This is a genomic window from Paenibacillus sp. FSL H8-0317, assembly GCF_045040685.1.
Classification (GTDB): Bacteria; Bacillota; Bacilli; order Paenibacillales; family Paenibacillaceae; genus Paenibacillus.
Window position 1 is genome coordinate 7272947 of the sequence record NZ_CP150294.1, and the last position, 22236, is coordinate 7295182.

24 protein-coding genes and 1 tRNA gene are annotated in these 22236 nt (G+C 44.7%); 2 read left to right on the plus strand and 23 right to left on the minus strand.

Features of this window, described 5'->3' with window-relative positions:
• Position 1 precedes the first annotated feature (1 nt).
• From rplI to rpsF, 17 genes are all read right to left on the minus strand, one after another.
• Entirely contained in the window at positions 2–445 is a 444-nt protein-coding gene (rplI, locus tag MHB43_RS32320; protein WP_036611925.1) for a 50S ribosomal protein L9, read from the minus strand.
• A complete protein-coding gene (locus tag MHB43_RS32325) occupies positions 442–2433 on the minus strand; it encodes a DHH family phosphoesterase (RefSeq protein ID WP_076216655.1) in 1992 nt (663 codons plus the stop codon). The genes rplI and MHB43_RS32325 overlap by 4 nt, the downstream gene beginning before the upstream one ends.
• Before the next feature lie 11 nt (positions 2434–2444).
• On the minus strand, positions 2445–3356 hold the full coding sequence (locus MHB43_RS32330; RefSeq protein ID WP_036612044.1) for a DUF2232 domain-containing protein: 912 nt from the start codon (positions 3354–3356) through the stop codon (positions 2445–2447).
• Positions 3357–3361: 5 nt separating this feature from the next.
• Entirely contained in the window at positions 3362–3664 is a 303-nt protein-coding gene (locus MHB43_RS32335) for a MazG-like family protein (protein WP_017691445.1), read from the minus strand.
• Between the two features lie 264 nt (positions 3665–3928).
• Positions 3929–4354 carry a CBS domain-containing protein gene (locus MHB43_RS32340; RefSeq protein WP_091035263.1) on the minus strand — a complete coding sequence of 142 codons (426 nt, stop codon included), beginning with the start codon at positions 4352–4354 and terminating at the stop codon, positions 3929–3931.
• Between the two features lie 183 nt (positions 4355–4537).
• Positions 4538–5572 (minus strand): LCP family protein, encoded by a 1035-nt coding sequence (locus tag MHB43_RS32345; RefSeq protein WP_339180889.1) that lies wholly within the window; start codon positions 5570–5572, stop codon positions 4538–4540.
• Between the two features lie 242 nt (positions 5573–5814).
• Positions 5815–7401 (minus strand): MFS transporter, encoded by a 1587-nt coding sequence (locus MHB43_RS32350; protein WP_405131069.1) that lies wholly within the window; start codon positions 7399–7401, stop codon positions 5815–5817.
• Between the two features lie 251 nt (positions 7402–7652).
• Positions 7653–8558 (minus strand): D-alanyl-D-alanine carboxypeptidase family protein, encoded by a 906-nt coding sequence (locus tag MHB43_RS32355; protein ID WP_339180896.1) that lies wholly within the window; start codon positions 8556–8558, stop codon positions 7653–7655.
• A 254-nt stretch (positions 8559–8812) separates the two neighbouring features.
• Entirely contained in the window at positions 8813–10639 is a 1827-nt protein-coding gene (locus tag MHB43_RS32360) for an oligopeptide ABC transporter substrate-binding protein (protein WP_405131070.1), read from the minus strand.
• A 19-nt stretch (positions 10640–10658) separates the two neighbouring features.
• Positions 10659–11564 carry an ABC transporter permease gene (locus MHB43_RS32365; RefSeq protein WP_221820229.1) on the minus strand — a complete coding sequence of 302 codons (906 nt, stop codon included), beginning with the start codon at positions 11562–11564 and terminating at the stop codon, positions 10659–10661.
• A 29-nt stretch (positions 11565–11593) separates the two neighbouring features.
• The gene (opp4B, locus tag MHB43_RS32370; protein WP_221820232.1) at positions 11594–12556 is read right to left on the minus strand and encodes an oligopeptide ABC transporter permease; all 963 of its coding nucleotides are present in this window, start codon (positions 12554–12556) and stop codon (positions 11594–11596) included.
• 7 nt (positions 12557–12563) lie between these two features.
• Positions 12564–13496: an ABC transporter ATP-binding protein gene (locus MHB43_RS32375; protein WP_260632670.1), complete on the minus strand. Its 933-nt coding sequence runs from the start codon at positions 13494–13496 to the stop codon at positions 12564–12566.
• A gap of 14 nt (positions 13497–13510) precedes the next feature.
• Complete coding sequence (locus MHB43_RS32380) at positions 13511–14500, minus strand: ABC transporter ATP-binding protein (protein WP_339180906.1); 990 nt, start codon at positions 14498–14500, stop codon at positions 13511–13513.
• Between the two features lie 728 nt (positions 14501–15228).
• Positions 15229–15822 (minus strand): M15 family metallopeptidase, encoded by a 594-nt coding sequence (locus tag MHB43_RS32385; protein ID WP_405131071.1) that lies wholly within the window; start codon positions 15820–15822, stop codon positions 15229–15231.
• Positions 15823–16048: 226 nt separating this feature from the next.
• Positions 16049–16321 carry a 30S ribosomal protein S18 gene (rpsR, locus tag MHB43_RS32390; protein ID WP_017691433.1) on the minus strand — a complete coding sequence of 91 codons (273 nt, stop codon included), beginning with the start codon at positions 16319–16321 and terminating at the stop codon, positions 16049–16051.
• A gap of 56 nt (positions 16322–16377) precedes the next feature.
• Entirely contained in the window at positions 16378–16863 is a 486-nt protein-coding gene (ssb, locus tag MHB43_RS32395; protein ID WP_017691432.1) for a single-stranded DNA-binding protein, read from the minus strand.
• A gap of 48 nt (positions 16864–16911) precedes the next feature.
• Positions 16912–17205 carry a 30S ribosomal protein S6 gene (gene rpsF / locus MHB43_RS32400; protein ID WP_036611944.1) on the minus strand — a complete coding sequence of 98 codons (294 nt, stop codon included), beginning with the start codon at positions 17203–17205 and terminating at the stop codon, positions 16912–16914.
• A gap of 202 nt (positions 17206–17407) precedes the next feature.
• Here rpsF and MHB43_RS32405 point away from each other — a divergent pair, with 202 nt between their 5' ends.
• Entirely contained in the window at positions 17408–17602 is a 195-nt protein-coding gene (locus MHB43_RS32405) for a YjzC family protein (RefSeq protein ID WP_221820238.1), read from the plus strand.
• 440 nt (positions 17603–18042) lie between these two features.
• Here MHB43_RS32405 and MHB43_RS32410 read toward each other — a convergent pair.
• The 4 genes from MHB43_RS32410 to MHB43_RS32425 form a co-directional block, all read right to left on the minus strand.
• A tRNA-Ser gene (locus tag MHB43_RS32410) sits at positions 18043–18133 on the minus strand.
• A gap of 103 nt (positions 18134–18236) precedes the next feature.
• Positions 18237–18446, minus strand: coding sequence for a DUF951 domain-containing protein (locus MHB43_RS32415; RefSeq protein ID WP_339180911.1), 210 nt, complete (start codon positions 18444–18446; stop codon positions 18237–18239).
• Positions 18436–19377 carry a mechanosensitive ion channel family protein gene (locus MHB43_RS32420; RefSeq protein WP_339180914.1) on the minus strand — a complete coding sequence of 314 codons (942 nt, stop codon included), beginning with the start codon at positions 19375–19377 and terminating at the stop codon, positions 18436–18438. Before MHB43_RS32420 ends, MHB43_RS32415 begins: the two co-directional genes overlap by 11 nt.
• Positions 19378–19391: 14 nt before the next feature.
• Entirely contained in the window at positions 19392–19655 is a 264-nt protein-coding gene (locus MHB43_RS32425) for a DUF3343 domain-containing protein (protein WP_211082864.1), read from the minus strand.
• Positions 19656–19772: 117 nt separating this feature from the next.
• On the opposite strand from MHB43_RS32425, the gene yyaC reads away from it, so the two are divergent.
• Positions 19773–20378, plus strand: coding sequence for a spore protease YyaC (gene yyaC, locus MHB43_RS32430; RefSeq protein ID WP_036611957.1), 606 nt, complete (start codon positions 19773–19775; stop codon positions 20376–20378).
• Here yyaC and MHB43_RS32435 read toward each other — a convergent pair.
• Both MHB43_RS32435 and MHB43_RS32440 read right to left on the minus strand, forming a co-directional pair.
• The gene (locus MHB43_RS32435) at positions 20353–20853 is read right to left on the minus strand and encodes a DUF4446 family protein (RefSeq protein WP_047841029.1); all 501 of its coding nucleotides are present in this window, start codon (positions 20851–20853) and stop codon (positions 20353–20355) included. The two genes, yyaC and MHB43_RS32435, sit on opposite strands and share 26 nt — an antisense overlap.
• Before the next feature lie 140 nt (positions 20854–20993).
• A complete protein-coding gene (locus tag MHB43_RS32440) occupies positions 20994–22148 on the minus strand; it encodes an aminotransferase class V-fold PLP-dependent enzyme (RefSeq protein WP_339180920.1) in 1155 nt (384 codons plus the stop codon).
• Between the last annotated feature and the right edge of the window lie 88 nt (positions 22149–22236).

Genomic DNA, 22236 nt, shown 5'->3' on the forward strand with positions numbered 1-22236 from the left:
CTTACTCTTCCGTTACCTGTACCTTCAAGGTTGCCTTCACTTCAGGGTGAACCTTGACAGTTACTTGTGTTACGCCGAGTGTACGAATAGGCTCGTCCAGCTCAATTTTGCGTTTGTCTACTTTCAGACCCTTTTTAGACAAAGCTTCTGCGATTTGTTTGCTGGTAATGGCGCCGAACAGACGACCACCTTCGCCGGACTTCGCTTTCAGTTCAGTCACTTCTGCTTCCAACTTTTTCGCAAGTGCTTCCGCTTCCGCTTTCTCTTCCTGTTTGAGTCTTTCCTCAGCCGCCTTCTGGTTGTCCAGTGTCTTCATGTTGCCGTCCGTTGCCAGACGTGCGATTCCCCGTGGCAATAAGAAGTTCTGTGCGTAACCCTCAGATACTTCTTTCACTTGCCCTTTCTTGCCTTGACCCTTCATATCTTTTATAAAAATGACTTTCATTCGAACAGCCCCTCTTCCTTTTCGATTTCAGCCAGTACGTTCGTCAGCCGTTTTTCTGCCTCTCCAAGCGTTCCTTCAAGCTGCACGGCAGCATTCGTCAAATGTCCGCCACCGCCCAGTCGTTCCATGACAACCTGAACATTCATGCGCCCCAGCGATCTCGCGCTGATGCCAATGAGTCCATCCGGACGCTCGCTTATAACAAATGAAGCGACCACGTCAGTCATGTTCAGCAATGTGTCCGCCACCTGGGCGATCATCATCTGTGAAATCTTGCTGCCAGGGTCTGTGACCGCCAGCGCAATGTTTCCATATACCATTTTAGCATGCTTTATGATTTCTGCCTTAGCAATATATTCTGACAGATCCTCTTTCATCAACCGCTGGATCATAATGGTGTCCGCACCGCTACGGCGCAGGAAGCCTGCCGCTTCGAACGTTCTGGACCCCGTGTGCAGTGCAAAATGCTTCGTATCCACCGTAATCCCGGCAAGTAAAGCCGTAGCTTCCAGCGGAGTGAATTGTACCTTATCATGAATGTATTGCAAGAGTTCGGTTACTAATTCGGCAGCAGAAGACGCATAAGGTTCCAGATAGATCAACACTGCGTCATTGATGAACTCTTCGCCGCGGCGATGGTGATCCACAACGACGACACGGGTAGCAGACTGTACCAGTTTCGGCTCCATGGTCATGGATGCCTTATGGGTATCTACTACCACCAGCAACGTGTGCTCGGTCATCATCTGGGTTGCTTGTTCCGGTGATACAAATGCTTTGGACAACTTCTCGTCCTTATTCACTTGCTCCATCATGCGTTCAATCGATGGATTAATTCCATCCAGAACAATCCGTGCTTCCACATTATACAGACTGGCCGCTTTCCACACTCCGATGGATGCGCCGATCGCGTCCATATCCGGTATTTTGTGCCCCATGATGAGCACCCGATCGCTCTCCTGCATAAGATCACGCAGCGCGTGTGCAATAACGCGGGCTCTTACCCGTGTCCGTTTCTCCACTGCGTTAGACTTACCGCCATAGAAAGACAGGCGTTGTCCGGACTTCACGGCAGCCTGATCACCACCACGTCCAAGCGCCATGTCCAGACTGGACTGTGCCAGTTCTCCCATCTCGCTGATGCTATCCGATCCAAACGCCAGTCCAACACTGAGTGTCATTGGCACTTTGAGATCAGCAGTCATCTCCCGAACTTCATCCAAAATGACAAATCGGCTCTGCTCCAGTTCCTGCAAAGACTTATGATTCAGCATCAACAGATAACGATCAGAAGACAGACGGCGCAGGTACACTTCGTACCGCTTGGCCCAAGACGTAATTTCGCTGGTCACTCGGGCAATCAGTGCTGTACGCTGTTGATCGTCCATGCCTTGGGCAGCCTCGTCCAGATTATCCAGAACGAGAATTCCCAACGCAAGGCGTTCATTTTCATATTTATCACGAAGAATGGCTAGCTCCGTAATCTCGTATACATATACATACCGCTCCTGCGGGTTATGAATAACTCCATAATGTCGATCATCCAACTGGAATTCGTCATGCAACTCCTTGGATGAATGTTCCTTCGTCCCATCCTTCTTCTCTTTAGGCTGAGGAAGTTTAGGAAACATATTAAGTAGCGGATTACCCACCATTGTCTTCTCCTGGAACATCTCCGCGACAAAGCGGTTATGCCACTCTACCGTACGATCTTCGCTGTACAACACAATTCCGAATGGAAGCATGCTGACCGCTTCCCCCTCCATCCGTTTGATCCGAATAGATAGGCCATTAATGTAGTCGTTAAGCTCACGGCGGAACGCGAGCTCCGCCTTAATCATGACGATTCCCAGCGCCGAAGCCAGTATCAGACTAATCAAACCAAGCGTCCAGTTATAAATGGTAACGAACATAACGAGCAACAGCAGCAGTATGAACGCCCATACGGTATAGTAGCCGTGCCAGCGTTTCTTCAGAAATTTAGGCATGACTCATCACCCTATCGTTTTGATTTCGATATTGCCTCACGAAGCGGGAACGCCAGATCGATAATTCCGATAATCCGAAGCGGACCAATGAAGAAAACCGCAGCCGCCAGGAAATATGGTATAACCGGATTCCATTTCTTTGTATGTGAGAGAAAGAAGAAGAAACCGATCGCTTGAATCATGAAGCCCAGATTAATTAACGGGGACAGATTCATGGCAATCATGGTCCAGTATGTTCCATCACTTTGTCTGGAGATCACTTCAATCAACAGAGCAAGGAAATAATACCAGATCAACGCACGCGGCATACGCCATTCTCTCGCTGGTGGAAGCTTCGATACCACCACACCCATCACGTTCAGAATCGGACGAGCAATGGCGTGTGTAATAAAGGCCATTACCATCGATGTAACAACGAGAGCAAACGGAATCATAAGCTGTGTCTGTTTGGCAACATCCTCGGTCATCTCAGGTGTCCATGCAAACCCGTTGATCATCTGATTCGATGTATTGGTTAACGGTTCAATGGTCAATTTGACGACATCTTCAATATAACTGGACAGGTCGAATTGGAAAATGACACTGCCGACTAAGAGCAACAACAAGTATTCTGCCAACATCATGCCACTTCCCGCCATCAGAGCGAACAGGGCCGATTTGCGTGTTTTATACGCGTGACCCATCACGATCGCAGGCAGGGTGAAGATGAGCAATAGTAACAGATAGATGGGGTGGAATACGACCAAAATAACGGCTACGGGCACGAGATGCCATATAAATGATTTTAAAGATAATGAAGCATACAAAATAACTCCCGGAATCATCATAAAAAATATGGCAAGTACCGATAAAGGAGTTAACAGCGAAAGTAGCAAGAGCAGATAGACTGCGCTCCAAACAGCTGATTTAAAGCTAAATTTCAACAAATTCACCTCTTACGCATATGATCTTCTAGCGCGGAAATATCCTGGTACCAGTCTTCAAGCTGGTGACCTTCCTGTTTATGCTTTTTCAACTTCTCAACTAGCAGTGCATCCAGATCCTTGAAAGGAATACCGAGCCTGCGGCCCAATATGTAACTACTCATAATCAAACTGGCAAGACTGTCCCCGATTCGAGTTGTACTGCCTTCCCATAACGCCTTGAATAATCGGGATACCTGATCAAGTACTTCGGTTTTCAGCCATTCAATCACTTTAGCGCGTTTGGCTACATCCAGTTCTTTAGGCATTTGGCGAAAGTCACTCTCCCCCGAAAAAGCTTTATTCTCGATTATAGCATAAAAAGAGGGCCCGCAAAATTACCCCAAAAAGCGGAGAAGTTCTCCGAAACTGATGTCAGGTACTTATGCGGAGTCCTCCGTACATCCTAGCGACCTATATATTTGTAAAAAACTTCGAATGCGTCCCTAGTTCAGGACTTCTTAAGTTTAACATGATACCGGACGGCTGTGATTATCCCTAATGACACAATAATGTTTAAATTCGTAACCACCTTACTTAGCCTTGATCGATTCTTTGGCTACAATGCCCTCACAGTACTCAATAATCTGACTCCGTCTGACAATACCAATGAACCGATCCATATCATCGACCACAGGAACAAAGTTCTGAACTTTAGCCAGATTAATCAGGTCCTCCATGTTGGCGTCAATGGATACGGGTTTAATATCCAAGCGAAGTGGAACGTCCTTGAGCAAGAACTTTGAAGCGTTTTCAAATGAAATCTTTCCCTCGGCATTCTTCATATACCACAGTAAGTCGCCTTCGGTAACGGTACCAATATATTTGCCTTCTTTATTCAAAATGGGTACCGCCGTAAAACGATGATATTCCATCCGTTCCAACGTTTGCCGCAGCGTAGAATCCGACGTCACGCACGTAACCTCTTGTTTGGGTAGCAAAAAAAATGCGATGTTCATACCCTTGTATATCCTCCTTGTGAATTTCTTCGTTCAACTTATCTCGCTCAACTTATATTATACGGATCAGAACGCAGGATGTTCCAAAAGGATAATAGTTCTCACTATAAAGAAAAAAACAGCAGCCCGCGAATAAACGTACTGCTGATTGTGGTCTACAACACATCATTGGTATGGAATTGGTTATTCAATCTTTTGCCGGTCAGGGATCATTACTTCACCGGCTGGGGTCGATTGATCCATCCAGTTGTTAATCAGCTCTTTGGCATATTGGACATCTTTCTCGTCAGCCTGACCATAATAGATACCGTCTTTTTTCATCCCCTCACCCAGAATGGTGAAGCTCGAAATCTGCGGTTTCTCCTGAGTAAGCACTTGTTTAGCCAGATCAATAATGAAAGAAGCTCGCATATCCGTCTGGAAGCTGTCTCCCATGATCTGAATCAATTCCGGGATTTTGGCGATTTGATTCAAATTCAGCATTTCATTCGCCATCGCGTTGAGGAATATCTGCTGCCGCTTGGTACGATTAAAATCGCTATCCTCACGGTATCTTACATAGTACAGTGCTTCCTGCCCGTCATAGATCGGCTTACCGCCTTCAATCGTGAATTGCACATGATCCGGGTTTTTGTTCACAATGTCCTCATCAATTGGCAGTTTTACACCACCAAGCGCATCAACCACTTTTTTGATTCCGTCGAAGTTGATCGTTGCATAATAACCCACATCAGCATCAAGAAATTTCTCCACGGTATTGATGGACATATTCTCCCCACCAAAAGCATAGGCATGCGCCAGCTTATCATAATCATCTTCGCCGTCCTTGTTCGCGTCCCGTCCTACAATCTGCACATACGTATCACGTGGAATGGATACCAGAAGCACACGGGATTCCTTGGGACGTACTACAGCATAGATAACGGTATCCGAACGTCCACGCGTTTTTTCATAGGCGCGTTTGTCCGAACCGAGCAGTAATACGGAAAATGGTTCCTTACGGTATACCGTTGGATCAGGCGTGTTGTTGCCTTCTTGCGGCACATACGAGCGGGATAGCTGATCTTCTACCGAATCGGCGAGAAACAGATCAAATGCCGCTACAGCCAGCTGCTGACGGAACAAATAACCTCCGATTAACAAAACAACAAGTGAAACGAGCGTTATATATAGGCCTTTTCTTCTTTTCTTCTTCTTATCTTTAGTTCTGCTTTTCATCCATCGATTCCTTCTTCACTATCGAAATGATAATCCATAATACCAATTAAACGTCTGGGTTGCCTTGTGACTCGGTGTTCTCTGAAGTTTTCTCTCTCTGGAATCAAGACACCGCTTACGCTCGTTCTATTGTAATCATTGCAGGAGCAAGAAAAGTTACAATCCGGTTAAATTGAAAAGAACAGCGACTCCTTTTTAGCTACAAAAGGTACACTGTTCTCTTCATTTCTAACGTTATCAAATCAGCTTGTAGATACATCTTCCACATGATGACTCTTCTCTTTTTGACGCAGACGTCCCGTTATAAGCGCAGCTACCAGCGTAAGCACACTGAATACCACCGCAGACCAGAAAAGGCCATTATAACCCTGCCCTGTCGTTTGATGCACTGCCTGGAGCAACACATCACGGATACCTTCATCAGGAATCTGGGACAGGCCCTCTGTCAGACTGGAGATATCACTCCCTGATGACCCTCCCGAGGCATATTGCTCCAGCATCTCCGGAGGCACCCGAATTCCTTTGTCAGCGAATCCTGCCTGAATGTTGGACCCCAGATTAATGAAAGAACGTGCCAGGAATCCGGCGAAAATCGTAGGTGCAATAGCCATTGCCATCTGGCGGAATAACGAGCTGGTCGCTACTGCGATGCCTTTATTGTTCTCACCGGCCTGTTCCGTGACAAGTACATTAACTGGCGCACCAAGCATCATACCGAAGCCAATACCTACGAGTGTACTCGCAATGACAAATTGCCAGATATGCTCCACCCATAGCGGGAACAGCAGGAATCCAATCGCAGATAGCAGCCCCGCAACCGATAACGTCCAGATTGGCCCTTTGCGGTCTACGAGGTATCCACCTCCACCTGCCCCGATGCCGGATGCCAGCGCGAGCGGAGTAAACCAGTACCCGGAAGCTGTATTGGATACGCCGAGATATTGCTCAACAAATCCGGGAATAAAGATCACCGAGGCCAGAATGGCTCCGGAGAAAAAGGCAATCAACAGCGTCCAGCGAAATGACGCAATGCCCAGAAGATGTGTCGATACAACAGGTTCACGTTCAGATCCTTCCAGCCTTTTTTCCATGAAGTAAAAGAGCACCAGAATGATCACACCTGCCAAGAAGAAACCGTAGAACATGGGTGATCCCAGGCTTTGAAGCATGTTCACACCGTCCAGATTGCTGAAGCTATACATTAAACTGAGTACACCCAACGTTAGGACAGCAATACCACTCCAGTCCACTGCTGCACGATTCAGTTCCTGCTCTTCCTGAATAAATCGAATACCTGCAATGAATAGCAGAATGGCGATAGGTACATTGATCAGGAATAACCAATGCCAGTTGCCCGTAAGATCCAGTATAAAAGCACCGACATTAGGTCCCAAAATAGCGGCAACACCATTCATACCTCCGAGCAGACCCAAAGCTGTACCCTGACGCTCCGCCGGGAACTTGCTTAATACGTATGAGCTGGCGATGATAAATATCCCTCCACCGCCCAGAGCTTGAATGACACGAGCGATCAGGAAAAAGGTAAACGATGTGCTCAACGCAACGAGCAGGGACCCGATCCCAAACAACGCCACTTCAATCAAAAATAGTTTCTTGCGGCCATAACGGTCCGACAGCTTGCCCGCAACAGGAACACTCACCGCAAGCCCAAGCGTGTAAAGCGTAATCGTCCATGCTCCCCATGTTGGCGACACACCAAATGATGCATTTAAGGTGGTCAGTGAAGAGGTGATGATCCCGTTATCCAGCGCAGCCATAAATACCCCTATGGCAAACAGGATTAGCGGCCATTTCATTTGTTTTTGCATCACATGTTACCTCCCGATCAGATCGTAAATTCAGTATCGTACAGTTGGTTTTGTAAATATATATTAAACTGAATTGAATAATAATGACTCACTGGTCATTTTAAAACAAAAGAAAACCATATGTCAATTTAATAATATGGTTATATGGATCAATTTACCTCCGATTCGATAAAATAGAGCTACCACATGTTCAGTCGAACCTGCGGACAGCCCTCATATCTTAACTAACGTACTAACGCTTGCGTAATGCTTCAATAATCTGGTCTGACTCGGTTTCCCGAAAATCCATAGTTGAATAACTTCCGAGTCTCCACAAAACGCCCTTCACGAGTATCTGTTCCAAATACAACTGATATCAGCCTTTTGCCATCACGTTCAGCTGTCCCCACAAAATGATACCCGGAATCTTCATCATACCCGGTCTTCAATCCGTCATTCCCATCATAAGCATACGGCCCACCGATAGAGGACAACATCCAGTTCGTGTTACTCATGTACATCCCTTTTTGGTGCATTGATACTTGCATTTGACTGGAGATTCTTAAAATCTCGGGATGGTTATTCAGCAGATATCGCGCAAGCTTGCATGCATCTATAGCCGTCATTAAGGTCTGCCCTTGTATTTCCATCGGACGGTTAGGACCAAGCAACTTTTCACTGAGGCCCGTTGAATTCGTGAATTGTGTTTCCTTAGAAAGTCCAATCTGAGTTGCCTTCTGATTCATCCGTTGCACGAACTTCTGCTCTGTACCACTGATATGTTCAGCCAGAGCAACCGCTGCATCATTGGCTGAATAGACAGCTACGATCTCGAACAACTCCTGAACGGTGAATTGTTCTCCCTGTTTCAGGGTCAGTTGACTGCCCCCCACGGAGCTGGCATACAGGCTTACATTAACAAGATCATTCCAGCCTATATCACCATTGATCACGGCCTCCATTACTAACAGTTCTGTCATCAACTTACTGACGCCTGCCGGAGCAATCTCTTCGGAGCCGTTAAAATCCATTAAGATCTGTTCAGAGTTCATATCCATTAATACCGCAGATTCAGCTTTAATTCCCGGTTTGCCTACCAGCAAGTCCGGTTTCACACCCAAATATATAATAAGCAAGAGAGCCAGCAGCATACCAGCCCGTTTCCACCATTTTCTCATAAGATGATCACCTCTTACCTATATAGACGAAGTAAAGAGGCATTTTGTCTGCACTTTTTTGAAAAAAAGTTAAATTTTTTTTATTTTTTGGTTACAAAAAAAACATGAACCCCATACACCCATGCCAGAGTGTACAGAATCCATGTTTTTAAAGACACTTTTTATTCATTTTACCAGGAGAATTCTTCTTTGATAATTTAGCAACCGACTTCTTAAAGGACCCCAATCCTAACAGCTGCTAATTTAAGAATGTGTTACTCAGCTACAACTGCTTTGTCTGCATTAACTTGCAGGTCGCTTAGGTAAACGCCTGTTCCATCACCAATCGCATAGTTCATTACACGTTTGTTAACGGGTGCTACAACTGCACGATACAGTGTAGGGAATACAGGAACTTCATCTACCATGTATTGCTGCCATTGATTGTAGATCTCTTTACGCTTGTCTACATCAAATGCTTCAGCAGAGATACCTTGTGCCAGCAATTTGTCATTCTCTTCGCTGGAGAATCTGGAGAAGTTGTAGAGTGCATCGCGGCCATATAGACCAGATGGATCTACGTCAATACCAACGCCCCATGCGGCTTGATACACATCAATGTTCGGATCATCTTTACCTGTGTTACCTACACGGTCATAGAAGCTGTTGAACTCAACCATTTCCAGGTTTACTTTCAAACCAATAGCTGCCCATGATTGAACATAATAACGAGCCAATGGTTCAGCTGTGTCGCCACCAGTCATGGATACAAAGTTGATTTCGAGTGGTGTTCCATCCGGATTCGTACGGAATTCACCATCCAGTTTGTAACCAGCTTCGTCGAGCAATGCTTTCGCTGCTTCTGGATCATATGCTACACCCGGATTGTTGGAATCATGGAATTCTGGGTGAGACGGTGGAATCAAGGTTGTTGCATTCCAACGCAGGCCATTATAGAAACGTTTACCTACTTGATCGTTATCTACAGCCATCCACATTGCTTTACGCAAGTTTTTGTCGCCCATTTTTGCTTCGGCATTGCTTACAACTTTTCCGTTCTCTTCATCCCACGTACCCAGTTTGAAACCGATGTACGTATAAGCACGATCGATTGCGCCCAGGAATTCTACGTTGGACAGGTTTGCATTGTCTTTATATTGATCTGTCGGGAATGCATCCACGAGGTCTACCCCGCCAGATTTCAGTTCTTGAACAACCGTTGTCGGGTTGATAACTTTCAGAGTCACTTTGTCCAGTTTTGGAGCTCCACGCCAGTAGTCTTCGTTCTTAACATAAGTTACAGACTCACCCGGAGTGATGACATCCACTTTAAATGGACCAAAACCAATTGGTTTTTCACGTACTTCTTTGGAAGAAGACATTTTGGCTACATCCATATCTCCGAAGATATGTTTAGCCAGTGGATACGTCCATACGCCACCTGTCAGCAGGGACGGAGTAGATTCTTTATACGTAATGCTGATTTGTTTGTCGCTCAGCACTTTAATACCAGAGATTGTTTTTGCTTTTCCAGCATGATACTCGTCCATACCTACGACACTAGTGAAGTTGGAGTCGTAGCGTGGACCATCATACGCTTTGTTACCGATCACTTCATAAGCAAACTGCAGATCTTCAGCCGTTACCGGCTTGCCATCATGCCAGTTCACATTGTCACGAATGGTCAGTGTGAACGTTTTGCCATCTTCAGATGTCTCATATGTTGCTGCACCATCGTTGGTGTACACATAGTCTTTGTCCCATGTAAGCAATGCCTCATCAAACCATTGCAGTACCTGAACATCTGGGTTACCGGAATAGAAGTTGTAGTTCAGTGTACCTTCAAAAGCAGTATCCGATACAAGTCCGAATGTAATCGATCCACCCTCGATCGCAGTACCCTCATTCGTTTTGACATTGTTGAAGTCTTCAATGGAGTAAACGCCCTCTTCATTAGCAGGTTCTTCCTCCGTTTTTCCCTCTTCTGTGTTGGAAGCTGGAGCTGGAGTAGCTGCTTCTTTCTCAGAGCACGCTGCGAGCACCAATACAAAGACCAACATCATCGTGAAAAATAGTCCCCGTGAAAATAATCCCTTTTTCATGAACCTTTCCTCCCTTTTTTTAACCTCTTCTTTGTCTTGCATCAGTCGCACGCTTTAGGGCTTGACCGACATTATTTATACTCAACATCAATACCAGAATCAGTACCGATGCGGGTAGCCATATCCACCATCTGGATTCCAGGGTTTGCGGATTACGTGCATAACTTACGAGTGTTCCAAGACTAGGCGTACTTTCGGGAAAACCAAACCCTAGGAAAGACAGCCCGGATTCGAGGCCAATGTTGGCAGCGAGATTCAATGTCATCGTTACGATGATAATGGAGCTCAGATTCGGAAGAACCTGTGAGAGCATAATCTTCAGATGAGAAGAGCCCAATGTTTTTGAAGCTTTTACATAATCCAGTTCCCGTTCCTGTAATGCTTTGGAGCGAATCAATCTGGCGATACCCATCCAGAGAAATGCCGTCATGATAAGAGAGAACGAGATGATATTGTATTTCGGTACTGCCGTAACAAACGCGATAACAATCATCAACATCGGAAGGATCATGAAGAAATCAACAACACGCATAAACAGGTTGTCTATCATTCCACCGAAATAACCGGATAAAAGGCCAATTAAGATACCTATGAAGCCAGTCATTAACGTTACGATAATTCCAATGGTCAGGGAGTTACGTGTACCGATGACCAGTTGGCCAAATACATCACGACCTCCATAGTCCGTTCCAAGCCAATACTTAGCGGATGGTGGTTCATATAAGGCAAACAGATCCACGCGTACGATATCATCCTGATTCAGAATGAGAGACGTACCATATACCAGCAACATGACCAAGCCCAAGAAAATGAGCGAGATTAGTGCCACCTTATCTCTGACAAGCTCCCGCCATACAATACTCAAGCTGGAGGGGCTTTTATCAACCTTTTGTGAAGTTACAACTACCTCGTTGGCCTTGCTCATCTTGTTTTCACCCCGAAATCTTCAAGTTCTTACTTGATCCGTATACGTGGATCTACAATTCCCAGAATTATGTCAGACAGCAATGCCCCGAGAATGGAAGCTACGCCATACAACAATACGAGTGCAGTCACAACGCTGAAGTCACGCAATGAGATGGAACTCAGGAACAACTGCCCCATACCTGGATAACTGAATATACTTTCGATAAATACCGTACCTCCGATAAGCCCTGTAATCTCATATCCGAAGAACGCGGCGATAGGTAATAGTGAGTTCCTCAAGATATGCCTGTTGTAGATCCGGGATTCCGAGGCGCCTTTGGCTCTGGCAGTAATAACGAATTCCTTATGCTTGATATCAATGATTTCACTACGTAAATATTGAACCGTAGATACCGTTGTAATTAGTGCCATGGATAATGCCGGCAATAATAGATGATAGAACTTACTCATTATGTAGCTGAATGTGCCTGGTGTAAGTCCCGGCGCAACGCTACCTCCTGTCGGGAACCAGCCGAAGTGGAATCCGAAGATCCATACCATCACCAGTGCGAAGATGAACAATGGTGCGGCAAACCCCAGATAGGTGTATCCCGTGATCAACCGATCAGACCAGGTATCGTTGTAACGACCACTGATGATACCCAGTGGAATAGCGATCAGGTATGTCAGTACAAGTGTCGCCAGTGCGAGCCAGAATGTGTTTGCTACACGCTGACCGATCAAGTCGGTAACCGGCATTTTGAAACGGAAGGATTGCCCAAAATCACCTTGGACGGCGTTTTTGATCCAGTCCCAATATTGCACGTACCAGGGATTATTCAATCCCAGTCTCTCTCGCTGGGCTTCCAATGCTTTGGGATCAACGCTTGGATCAAGCAATCCCGTTAGTGCATCGCCAGGCATGGCCTTGGCCATCAGAAAGACCAAAAGACTAAGTAAAAAGATCTGAGGGATCATTATGATAATTCTGCGTACTATCGTTTTCCACATATGGCCTTCAACCTTTCTGAGGTAGAGCTACTCGGTGAGTATCGGAAATGGATTTGAGCGAGTATGCAAGCCCTTCCTCATCAAAGAAATTTCGGTATGAATGTTCATACTCGGATTTGACCTGTTGACGGAAGGCTACCATTTCCTCTCGTTTGGTTGGGTCCATATCCGGAATGGCTGCAATAAGACGTTTGGTATAGATGTGTTGCGGATTCTCAAAAATATCATTTGTTGTGCCCTGTTCCACATATCGACCTTTATACATAATTCCAATCTGATCACACATATGACGAATGATGCCCAGATCGTGACTGATGAACAGATAGGTCAGATTCAGTTCTTTTTGAATTTCCTGCATGAAGTTGAGTACCTGAGCCTGTACCGATACATCGAGTGCAGATACAGGTTCATCCGCGATAATTAGCTTCGGCTTCAGTGCAATAGCCCGTGCAATGCCGATCCGTTGGCGCTGCCCCCCTGAGAATTCATGCGGATATTTGTAGATTGATTCCGGACTTAGACCAACCCTTTCAAGTAATTCTCTTACTTGTCTTTTTTCCTCGGTAGCGGTCAGACGCTCATAGTTACGGAAAGGCTCAGCAATAATATCGATAACCCGCTTTTTTGGATTCAATGATGAATATGGGTCTTGAAAAATCATTTGTACATCCCGCTGGAGCTGCCTGTTCTTACGTCGCTCCGTAGCCAAATTTTTTCCATTAAACAGAATCTTTCCGTCAGTGACATGGTTTAGCCCAATAATGGCTCTGCCTGTTGTTGTCTTACCTGAACCTGATTCGCCAACCAGACCATAGGTCTGTCCTTCTTCAATGGAGAAGCTAACATCATCAACAGCCTTTACACTGCCAATTTCCCGTTTAAGCAATCCACCGCGAATCGGAAAGTGTATCTTGAGCCCTTCTACTTCGAGTAATGCCATTATGTTATTCCTCCTCAGCTTTGGTCAGGGAAATGAAAGTGCTGGTAACAGGTACACCGTACAAAGTGACCTGGTGCAATTTCATGCATCTGTGGGTTCTCTTCATGAGCCGAATCACTAATCCATGGAATTCGGGCTTTGAATCTGCACCCTTTGCGAGGAAGGTTTTTGAGTGATGGTACGATGCCTTGGATGACATGTAATTTGGATCTTTCTTCAGACAGGGTGGGAATAGAGTTCAACAGTGAGCGGGTATATGGATGCTTCGCATCGTTCATCAATGTGAAGATATCTGCGATTTCAACAATTTCGCCTGCATACATTACTGCAACGCGATCAGCCATCTCAGCTACGACACCCAGATCATGTGTAATCAGAATAATGCCTGCGTTAATTTCATTCTTCAGATCACGGATCAGCTCCAGGATCTGTAGTTGAATCGTAACGTCAAGCGCCGTCGTTGGTTCATCGGCTATGAGTAGTTCCGGTTTGTTGGCAATCGCAATGGCGATAACAATTCTCTGTCTCATACCACCAGATAGTTCGTGGGGATACTGCTTGTATATTTGTTCGGGACGTGGAATCCCTACCTGATTCAATAAGTGAATGACCTTTTCTCTCTTCTCTCTGGAAGACAGCTTGGACTGATGAAGTGTGAGAATCTCTTCAATCTGTTCACCAATAATCATTAGAGGATTTAGTGCGGACAATGGGTCCTGAAAAATCATGCCCATTTCTTTGCCTCGTAGCTTGTTTAACTTGCTTGGGGAGATATTGGCAATATCTTGTCCTTTATAGAGAATCTGGCCTTCAATTTTTGCTTTGTTATGCAAACCCATAAGAGAGAATGCAAAAGCACTTTTACCTGACCCGGATTCACCTACTATCGCCAACACTTCATTTTTCTTCACCGTAAGGTTAACGTGATCCACTGCTGCATAATAGTCATCTTCAATTCTGAATGATGTTGTTAGATTTCTGACTTCCAATAGCTCTGTATTCAAATCAATCACCCTAACCCCATAATTTCCGTAGATTGTATTCGTGTGTAGAGAAATGCATCCACTGTATATTTCCAAGTTCTTGAAGATAACGAACAATAGCTTATACAAAATACCAAATTGTTAGGAGAAACAAGTTTAAGAGACTCATATTTAGACCATTGGTCAATTAATGTTGATAATTCCTAGCGGAATTATATATCAAAATAATTAATGTAATCATACGTGTAATTTTAGCTAACGTCAATGCTTATTTTGAGATTTTTGGTATAAATGTTTTTTATAATACAGATTTGGATATTAGTAATACTATAAAGGTATATATCAGAGAATTTGAGTGGTATTATTTTGTTTTTTGGCTGTGAGGTGCACATAGGCAATTAGTCAAAATAACATATACATAACATAGTAGTTACATCTAGTGTATGTGTATGCTTTGACTTTAGTAGACATTCTTAATTTGGCGTGAGGTAAATGTTACATATATAAGTGATGATTATAACTCGATCTATAGCTGAATTTTATTTAATCGGAGCCGATATACTACAATCGAAATAATATATGCGATCAAAGTAAGAAATCTAGTTAATCTAGTATAGTTTTATTTATTTGCTAATGTAAAGACCAAATTGTCATCTTTTATCATTTATTTTACAAAAGAAAGAAAAAAGCCCTGCAAAATGCAGAGCTTATCTAATATTTATTCATTTAATTGTATATAAAACAACCTTTTACGGAGAATCAGGAGGTCTTTTACCACGTTTTAACTCATTAATACTCAAGCCAAAATCCATCTGCAAGTGAGGATAGTCCGGAAAGTTTGCCCAATCTCCACCCCAAGTGAAACCTAACTCTTTGGCAAGCTCCATAACTTCCATCCAGTCTGACTTGCCATTGCCGTTATCATCACGTTCCATATCCCACACCACATCACCGTCAGGCGTACTCAGTGCAAAATCAATTGCTAATCCGTAGTTATGATATGACTCACCACCACGCGCATTAGTAACGATATTACCTGCACTTGAGCGTCCTTGGTTGAATAGTGCATCTTGCTCCTCGGAACTTCGGTAGCCGTGGGTGATAACAATCACTATTCCACGTCTCGCTGCCTTACGTACCAATAATTCCTCATTCTCTGCTACCACAGGATGTAGGCCGGTGATTGGCATAGCTTCTTGAATTGTTGTCCCGGGCCACCTGTTATCTATATCACCTTTTTGCTGTAACCATACATATATAATGGAAAGTAAAAGAGTAGCTATAATCCAGGTTTTTAGACTGCTCTTTTTTCTCTGTTTGCCTTTACGTTTTGATGTATTCATATCCACTCCTGGTGTTTATTCTGAAATAAACAGCTATTCCTGCTGCCTGAACCTTTTCAGTAGATTAGACTCTATTATAATTCATTTGAGCCTTGAATGCTTCTATCACCACAGTTGAATTCTTCCATTTGTTAGAGTGGATCTGTTATTTCTATTACTTCTATTCATATATACAAAAAAGCAGCCGGCTATAAGCCGACTGCTTCGTATGCAAGCTGAGTAAAGACTACTCAGTTGTGTATGGCAATAATGCGATTTGACGGGAGCGTTTGATTGCAATCGTCAGCATGCGTTGATATTTAGCGCTAGTACCTGTTACACGGCGTGGCAAAATTTTTCCACGTTCGCTGATAAATTTACGAAGCAAGTCCGTATCTTTATAATCGATGTGAGTAATTTTGTTAGCTGTGAAGAAGCACACTTTACGACGTTTATTACGGCCGCCACGACGTGCCGGTCTTTTATCGTTGTCTCCGCCTTCTCTTTGCTTGAAGCCCATGCTTTTCAGTCCTTTCCTATCATGTAACCCATATCTCCTAAGAGTATCAGTTCATGTTAAAATGGCAAATCATCATCCGATATATCAATCGGTTTTCCGTCATCGGAAAAAGGATCCTGATTGTTGCTACGCGAATTATTGTTATTGTTCGCGCGTCCGCCGCCTCCATAAGAAGGCTCTTCACGCATTGGTTGCCCACCGCCGCCACCGCTATTATCACGGTTAGCTGACTCCAAGAAACGGACATTATCGGCAATGACTTCGGTCACGTATACACGTTTTCCTTCGTTATTCTCGTAGTTCCGTACTTGAATGCGTCCTTCGACTGCAGCCAGGCGTCCTTTGCGCAAGTAGTTCGCACAGGTCTCGGCAAGCTGTCTCCAGGTTACGACCGGAATGAAATCGGCTTCCTTTTCTCCCCCTTGGCTTGTAAACGGTCTGTCCACTGCCAAAGTAAATTGCGTAACTGCTACTCCTGCTGGAGTGTAACGCAACTCAGGATCCCGGGTTAACCGTCCGATCAGAATGACACGGTTCAACAATGTAATCCCCTCCTTCAGAGCGTATTGGTGCGTTAATCACGAGTAGTCTTAAGCAGACTTAACGTCGTTGGTAATGAGATAACGAATTACTTCGTCAGAAATCTTCATGAGACGCTCAAGTTCAGTTACAACTGCTGGTTCAGCAGTGAAATGTACCAGAACATAAAAACCATCACGGAATTTCTTGATCTCATACGCAAGACGGCGTTTACCCATAACGTCGTGAGCTGTAACTTCACCACCGCCGTTGGAGATGATGCCTTGGAATTTATCGACTGTAGCTTGAACAACTTCTTGCTCAATGTCAGGACGAATAATGTACATCACTTCATATTTGCGCATAATTTTCACCTCCTTATGGACTCTGGCCCTCAATCTAGGTTGAGAGCAAGGAACGAGCACAAACTCGAACTATATTAATATAACAAATACCGGGCCAAAGTGCAAGCAAACGTTCCCTGTACATATTGGCACATGATCAGCCTGGCTATGGAGCACACTACAGAAGCAACAAAGTAACATAATCTGCAGAGGAGGTTTTATCATGGGTGAAAAAACCGAGTTTGAACCAGGAGACAAAGCACCAAACGATGGAGAGTACACGGAAGTTGGGGAGAAAAGCTTTGTCACGGAAATTCAGAATCCAAAGCGGGTAACACTGAAAAAAGGTGAAGATTTTCCCGAAACAAGCAATCATAATCGCAAGTGGAAGAAGCTGACCAAGGCCCGCGTCCATTAATCGCAATACTTTTTTGACGATCCATGTATATAAAACGGAATAAAGCACATAATACAATCAGGCGGTGCACGAGAGAGGTGTGGTTCCGTTGGACAACGAAGCCGATCATTCGCTGTTGGAGATTCATCACGTAATTTAAGAAGCAAGTGGTTATGTGTAGTAAGGCCCTTCGTCTGAAGCACGCGTATTGCTACGTGCAGTACACCAAGTTTCTGATTGTTACGACCGATTGTTTCCTAACAAACAAATGCACCGCCGGATAAAGAGCCCTTCGGGGCTCTTTGTTTTTCGTTCGAGTCATTAATGATGCATCTGATATGGATACACGTTTCAATACATATTCAATAAAACGTTATACAAAAAAAGACTTTCCTAATGGAAAGTCTTCTTATCGATCTTTTTATTAAACTCAATGTGTATTGAGTAAGTTACAATTGAAGTGGCGGAAAGGGTGGGATTCGAACCCACGCACGCTGTGACACGCCTAACTGATTTCGAGTCAGCCCCCTTGGGCCTCTTGGGTACCTTTCCGCAGCAATATTGATTATAGCATGATCATTTACAGAACGCAACACTCATACGGAGCCTGCATGTAAACGTTATTACGCACACTGCATACCGAATTATTGCAAGATCAGGATTCATTGGAATCTTCGGCTGAACGCAGTACCTTCTTCATGTTTTTCTCGAATTTCGCTCTTGGAATCAACACGCTGTGTTTACATCCGACACACTTGATCCGAATATCCATACCCATACGAATGATCTCCATCTCATTGCTGCCACAGGGATGCTGCTTCTTCATCTGCACGATATCCCCAAGCTGGAAACTTTTACGCTCCACCTGTGCCATCCCCCTCATCTTTCTCCAAAGCTACTGCCTGTTCCAATATGGCTTGATTGCTCATCTCATGATACTCCAGTGTTTTCTTCACATCGCCCTGAATCTGACGTTCCACCGAAGCACGAGAGTTAGGCATACATTCAGCCACAATTCGCACCACATACTCAGATGTAGACATCGACTGTATACCGAGCACATCCGGCACCTTCACAATATTTAGGTCACGCTCTTCAATCCCAACCAAAGACTTTTTCACCAGATGTACTGACTCATCGAGACTTAAGTCCGCCTTCATCGGAATATCCACTACAGCCAGCGAATTCGACATGGAGTAGTTCGTTACACTTGCAATCGCCCCGTTTGGGATAATGTGCACCTCACCTTGCCAGCTGACCAGTTTGGTAGTTCTAAGTCCGATCACTTCAACCGTTCCCTTGTAGGTTCCCGTCTGAATAACATCCCCCACTGCGAACTGGTCCTCCAATATAATGAAGAAACCCGTAATAACATCCTTGACCAGACCCTGTGCACCAAAACCAATGGCAAGCCCGAGCACACCAGCACTCGCGAGTAGCGGTCCAACTTGGATATTGATCTCAGATAACAGTAGCAGAATCATAATAAAATTACATGTTATGGAGGTCGCATTTTTCAACAGTTCCCCTACGGTTACAAACCTGCGCGGATTCACGCGAATCTTGCCTTCCTGCTTGCGTTCCATGGAACGATCTATAATTCGATATACCACCTTAATGACAATACGGGTGATGATAAAAATAATGATGATCCGGATTGAGCTGAACATAATGTTAAGCCACATATCGGGATCTGCAATTTTGTTCCAGACTTTATCCGTCCAACGAAGGGCTTCATCCACGGCGGCTACCGAACCGCTAGCTGTAGTCCCTTGAGCAAACTGAAATGACAACATTCATCATGCCTCCTCTACATCGGTATGTTATCATAGCTTTCTTCTGTTTTGAAATAGAGGCCTCGGATCTCTACAAATTCGTTACGAATGATCTTTTGCACTCGCTCCAGATCCTCTTTTGGGAACTGAATACATAGCGCACACCCTGCTGTAATTTCTTTTGGTGTTGGGAACAAATCAATCTCTATCTCAGCAAACTCCAGCAGCATTTCAGCACGCAGTGCCTGCTGGGTTGAATCAAAAGCAATCAGCATCCAATCGTTAATCCATTCGTCCATGTCCGGCTCCTTTCGCCATACGTCCAGCCCTATAGAAAAAGCTTGTCCTCGTGAAGTATAAAACGCTCTACCTTTCCATATACTGTTACTACTATTCCAAGGGAAAGGATAGATCCTATGAATCCTACTTCGCGTTCCTTTTCATCACAAGACATGACCAGTTTGAAAATCCCCCATACCGATCCAGGTATTCACTCGGCCATTACCCATCGTTTAATGTTCCATCTCTATAAAGCCCATTCTCTGCAAAATGTAGTGATTGTCTGCATCGGCACAGATCGCTCAACAGGCGACTGCCTTGGTCCTCTGGTCGGATCAGCCCTTTCCAAGTGGGACAGCCCTTTATTCCATCTATATGGTACTTTGGATGAACCAGTCCATGCGATGAACCTGCAAGATACACTCCACAACATACAGAAAACACACCATAACCCTTATGTGATTGGCATTGACGCATGTCTCGGACAATCATCCAGTGTAGGATGCATTCAAGTTGTGAATGGTCCACTCAAGCCGGGGGCGGGGGTAAATAAAGAATTACCGCCGGTCGGCGATATCCATCTGACAGGTATCGTTAACGTCGGCGGCTTTATGGAATACTTTGTTCTACAGAACACAAGGCTCAGTCTTGTTATGCGCATGTCCGAGATTATCTCCAGCAGTCTATACTCGGCCATCCGGGAATGGCATACACGTTCTACTCTGCTTGCTGTGCCAGAGTAATAGCTTCCTTTTCCTCTGGGGACAGAGTATACGTGGACTCTCCCCCTTTAAGAGGTTTGGCATATACGTAAGAACCGTCACGGTTATATATCCCCGTAAGGATCATGCCATCCTGGCTATCGTTAATCATGGCCATTGAGAAACTCAGATCACTGCCACGCTCTCCATATGCATTGTACCTTTTCACGCCAACTTTACCTTGAATGCGGGTCAGCTTTTGCATGACAACTTGCAGCTGATTCGTTTGCAGTTTGTGTTCATCCTCAATGCTGTCCATCTGAAGTTTCAGATTAATCAGCAATGATTCCAGGTCCTCTACTCCACTGCCAGCCATCATGGCTTCATATTTACGTTTAAACTTTCGTAACTTTGCCCCTTGAACAATACTCACAATCAGCAAGATCACCGTAAGTAATGCCATTCCGCCAATAATCCATAACAGCTGTTCCAGAATCAGCTCGTTTAATTCAGCCATGTAATTGCAACTACCCCTCTATATTTTTGATCAGATTAACGTCTGTCCTGTAATACTATCATTTATTATAAATCAACCCGATATCCATAAGCTTAATCAAGCAACCCTGTATCAAATGAGTTCATCATTTCAACTCTAATCTAGTCTGCTCCAGTCAATTCCAACACTGCCTTAACGAGTGCTTCCACATGTTCTCTAGTTGAATTGTATCCCACACTGGCCCTTACTGCTCCGGTAGCGGTTGTACCAGCAGATTCGTGTGCAAGGGGTGTGCAATGAAAACCGGAGCGAACCGCAATCCCATAATTCCGATCTAAACGGAAGGCGAGTTGTGCTGAATCATACCCATCTACAGTAAAAGATACTAATCCAGTGCGCGGCTGTCCAATCTCTGGACCAAGCATTCGTATACCCTTAACGGATGACAGCCCATCCATTATATGTTGGGTCAGTTCCCACTCATGTTGGTAGATGAACGCGGGTGTCATCTCAAGTACATGTTTCACACCCGCATTCAGCCCTGCGATCCCGACTGTATTCGGCGTCCCCGCTTCATACCGATCAGGACGCACCTTTGGCTGCTCCAGAGCTTCTGACTGACTTCCTGTTCCTCCATGAAGTAAAGGCTCTATATCGAGCTCTGGAGCAATGTACAAGCCCCCTGTACCCTGAGGACCAAGCAGTCCCTTATGCCCTGGAAAAGCCAACATATCAATGCCCAATTGTTGTACATTCACAGGCATAACCCCAGCACTCTGAGCTGCATCTACCAATAAGATCGCCTGATGTTTACGACATAGGAGCGAAATTTCTCCAATAGGAAGAATACTGCCAAGCAGATTCGAACTATGTGTACATACCACCAATCTGGTATTGGAACGAAACATACGTTCCATATGCATCAGATCAATGGCTCCCGAAGCATCAACAGGTACATAATCAATCTCCACATTTCGGAGTCTGCGCATATACTCTAGTGGTCGTCTGACTGAGTTATGTTCAGCCATGGTGGCAATCACATGGTCGCCCTCTCTGAGCGAGCCTTGAATAGCTAGATTTAGCGCTTCAGTCGTATTTGATCCGAATGCAATATCATTCGCATTTTTGATTCCAAAGATATTAGATATGGATTTCCTCGCCTCGAACAACACACGACTTGCCTGAACAGCCATACGGTGACTTCCTCTGCCAGGATTAGCTCCGGCAATCTCCAATGCACTCAACATCGCATCACCGACAGCAGGTGGTTTGGGCCAAGATGTTGCTGCATGATCTAGATAGATAACTCCCTCCACCTCACAACCACCTCTGTCCCATAAATTAATAATTCCCCTGCACATATTGCACGTATAACCCTATAAACAAAGAATGACATATCGTATC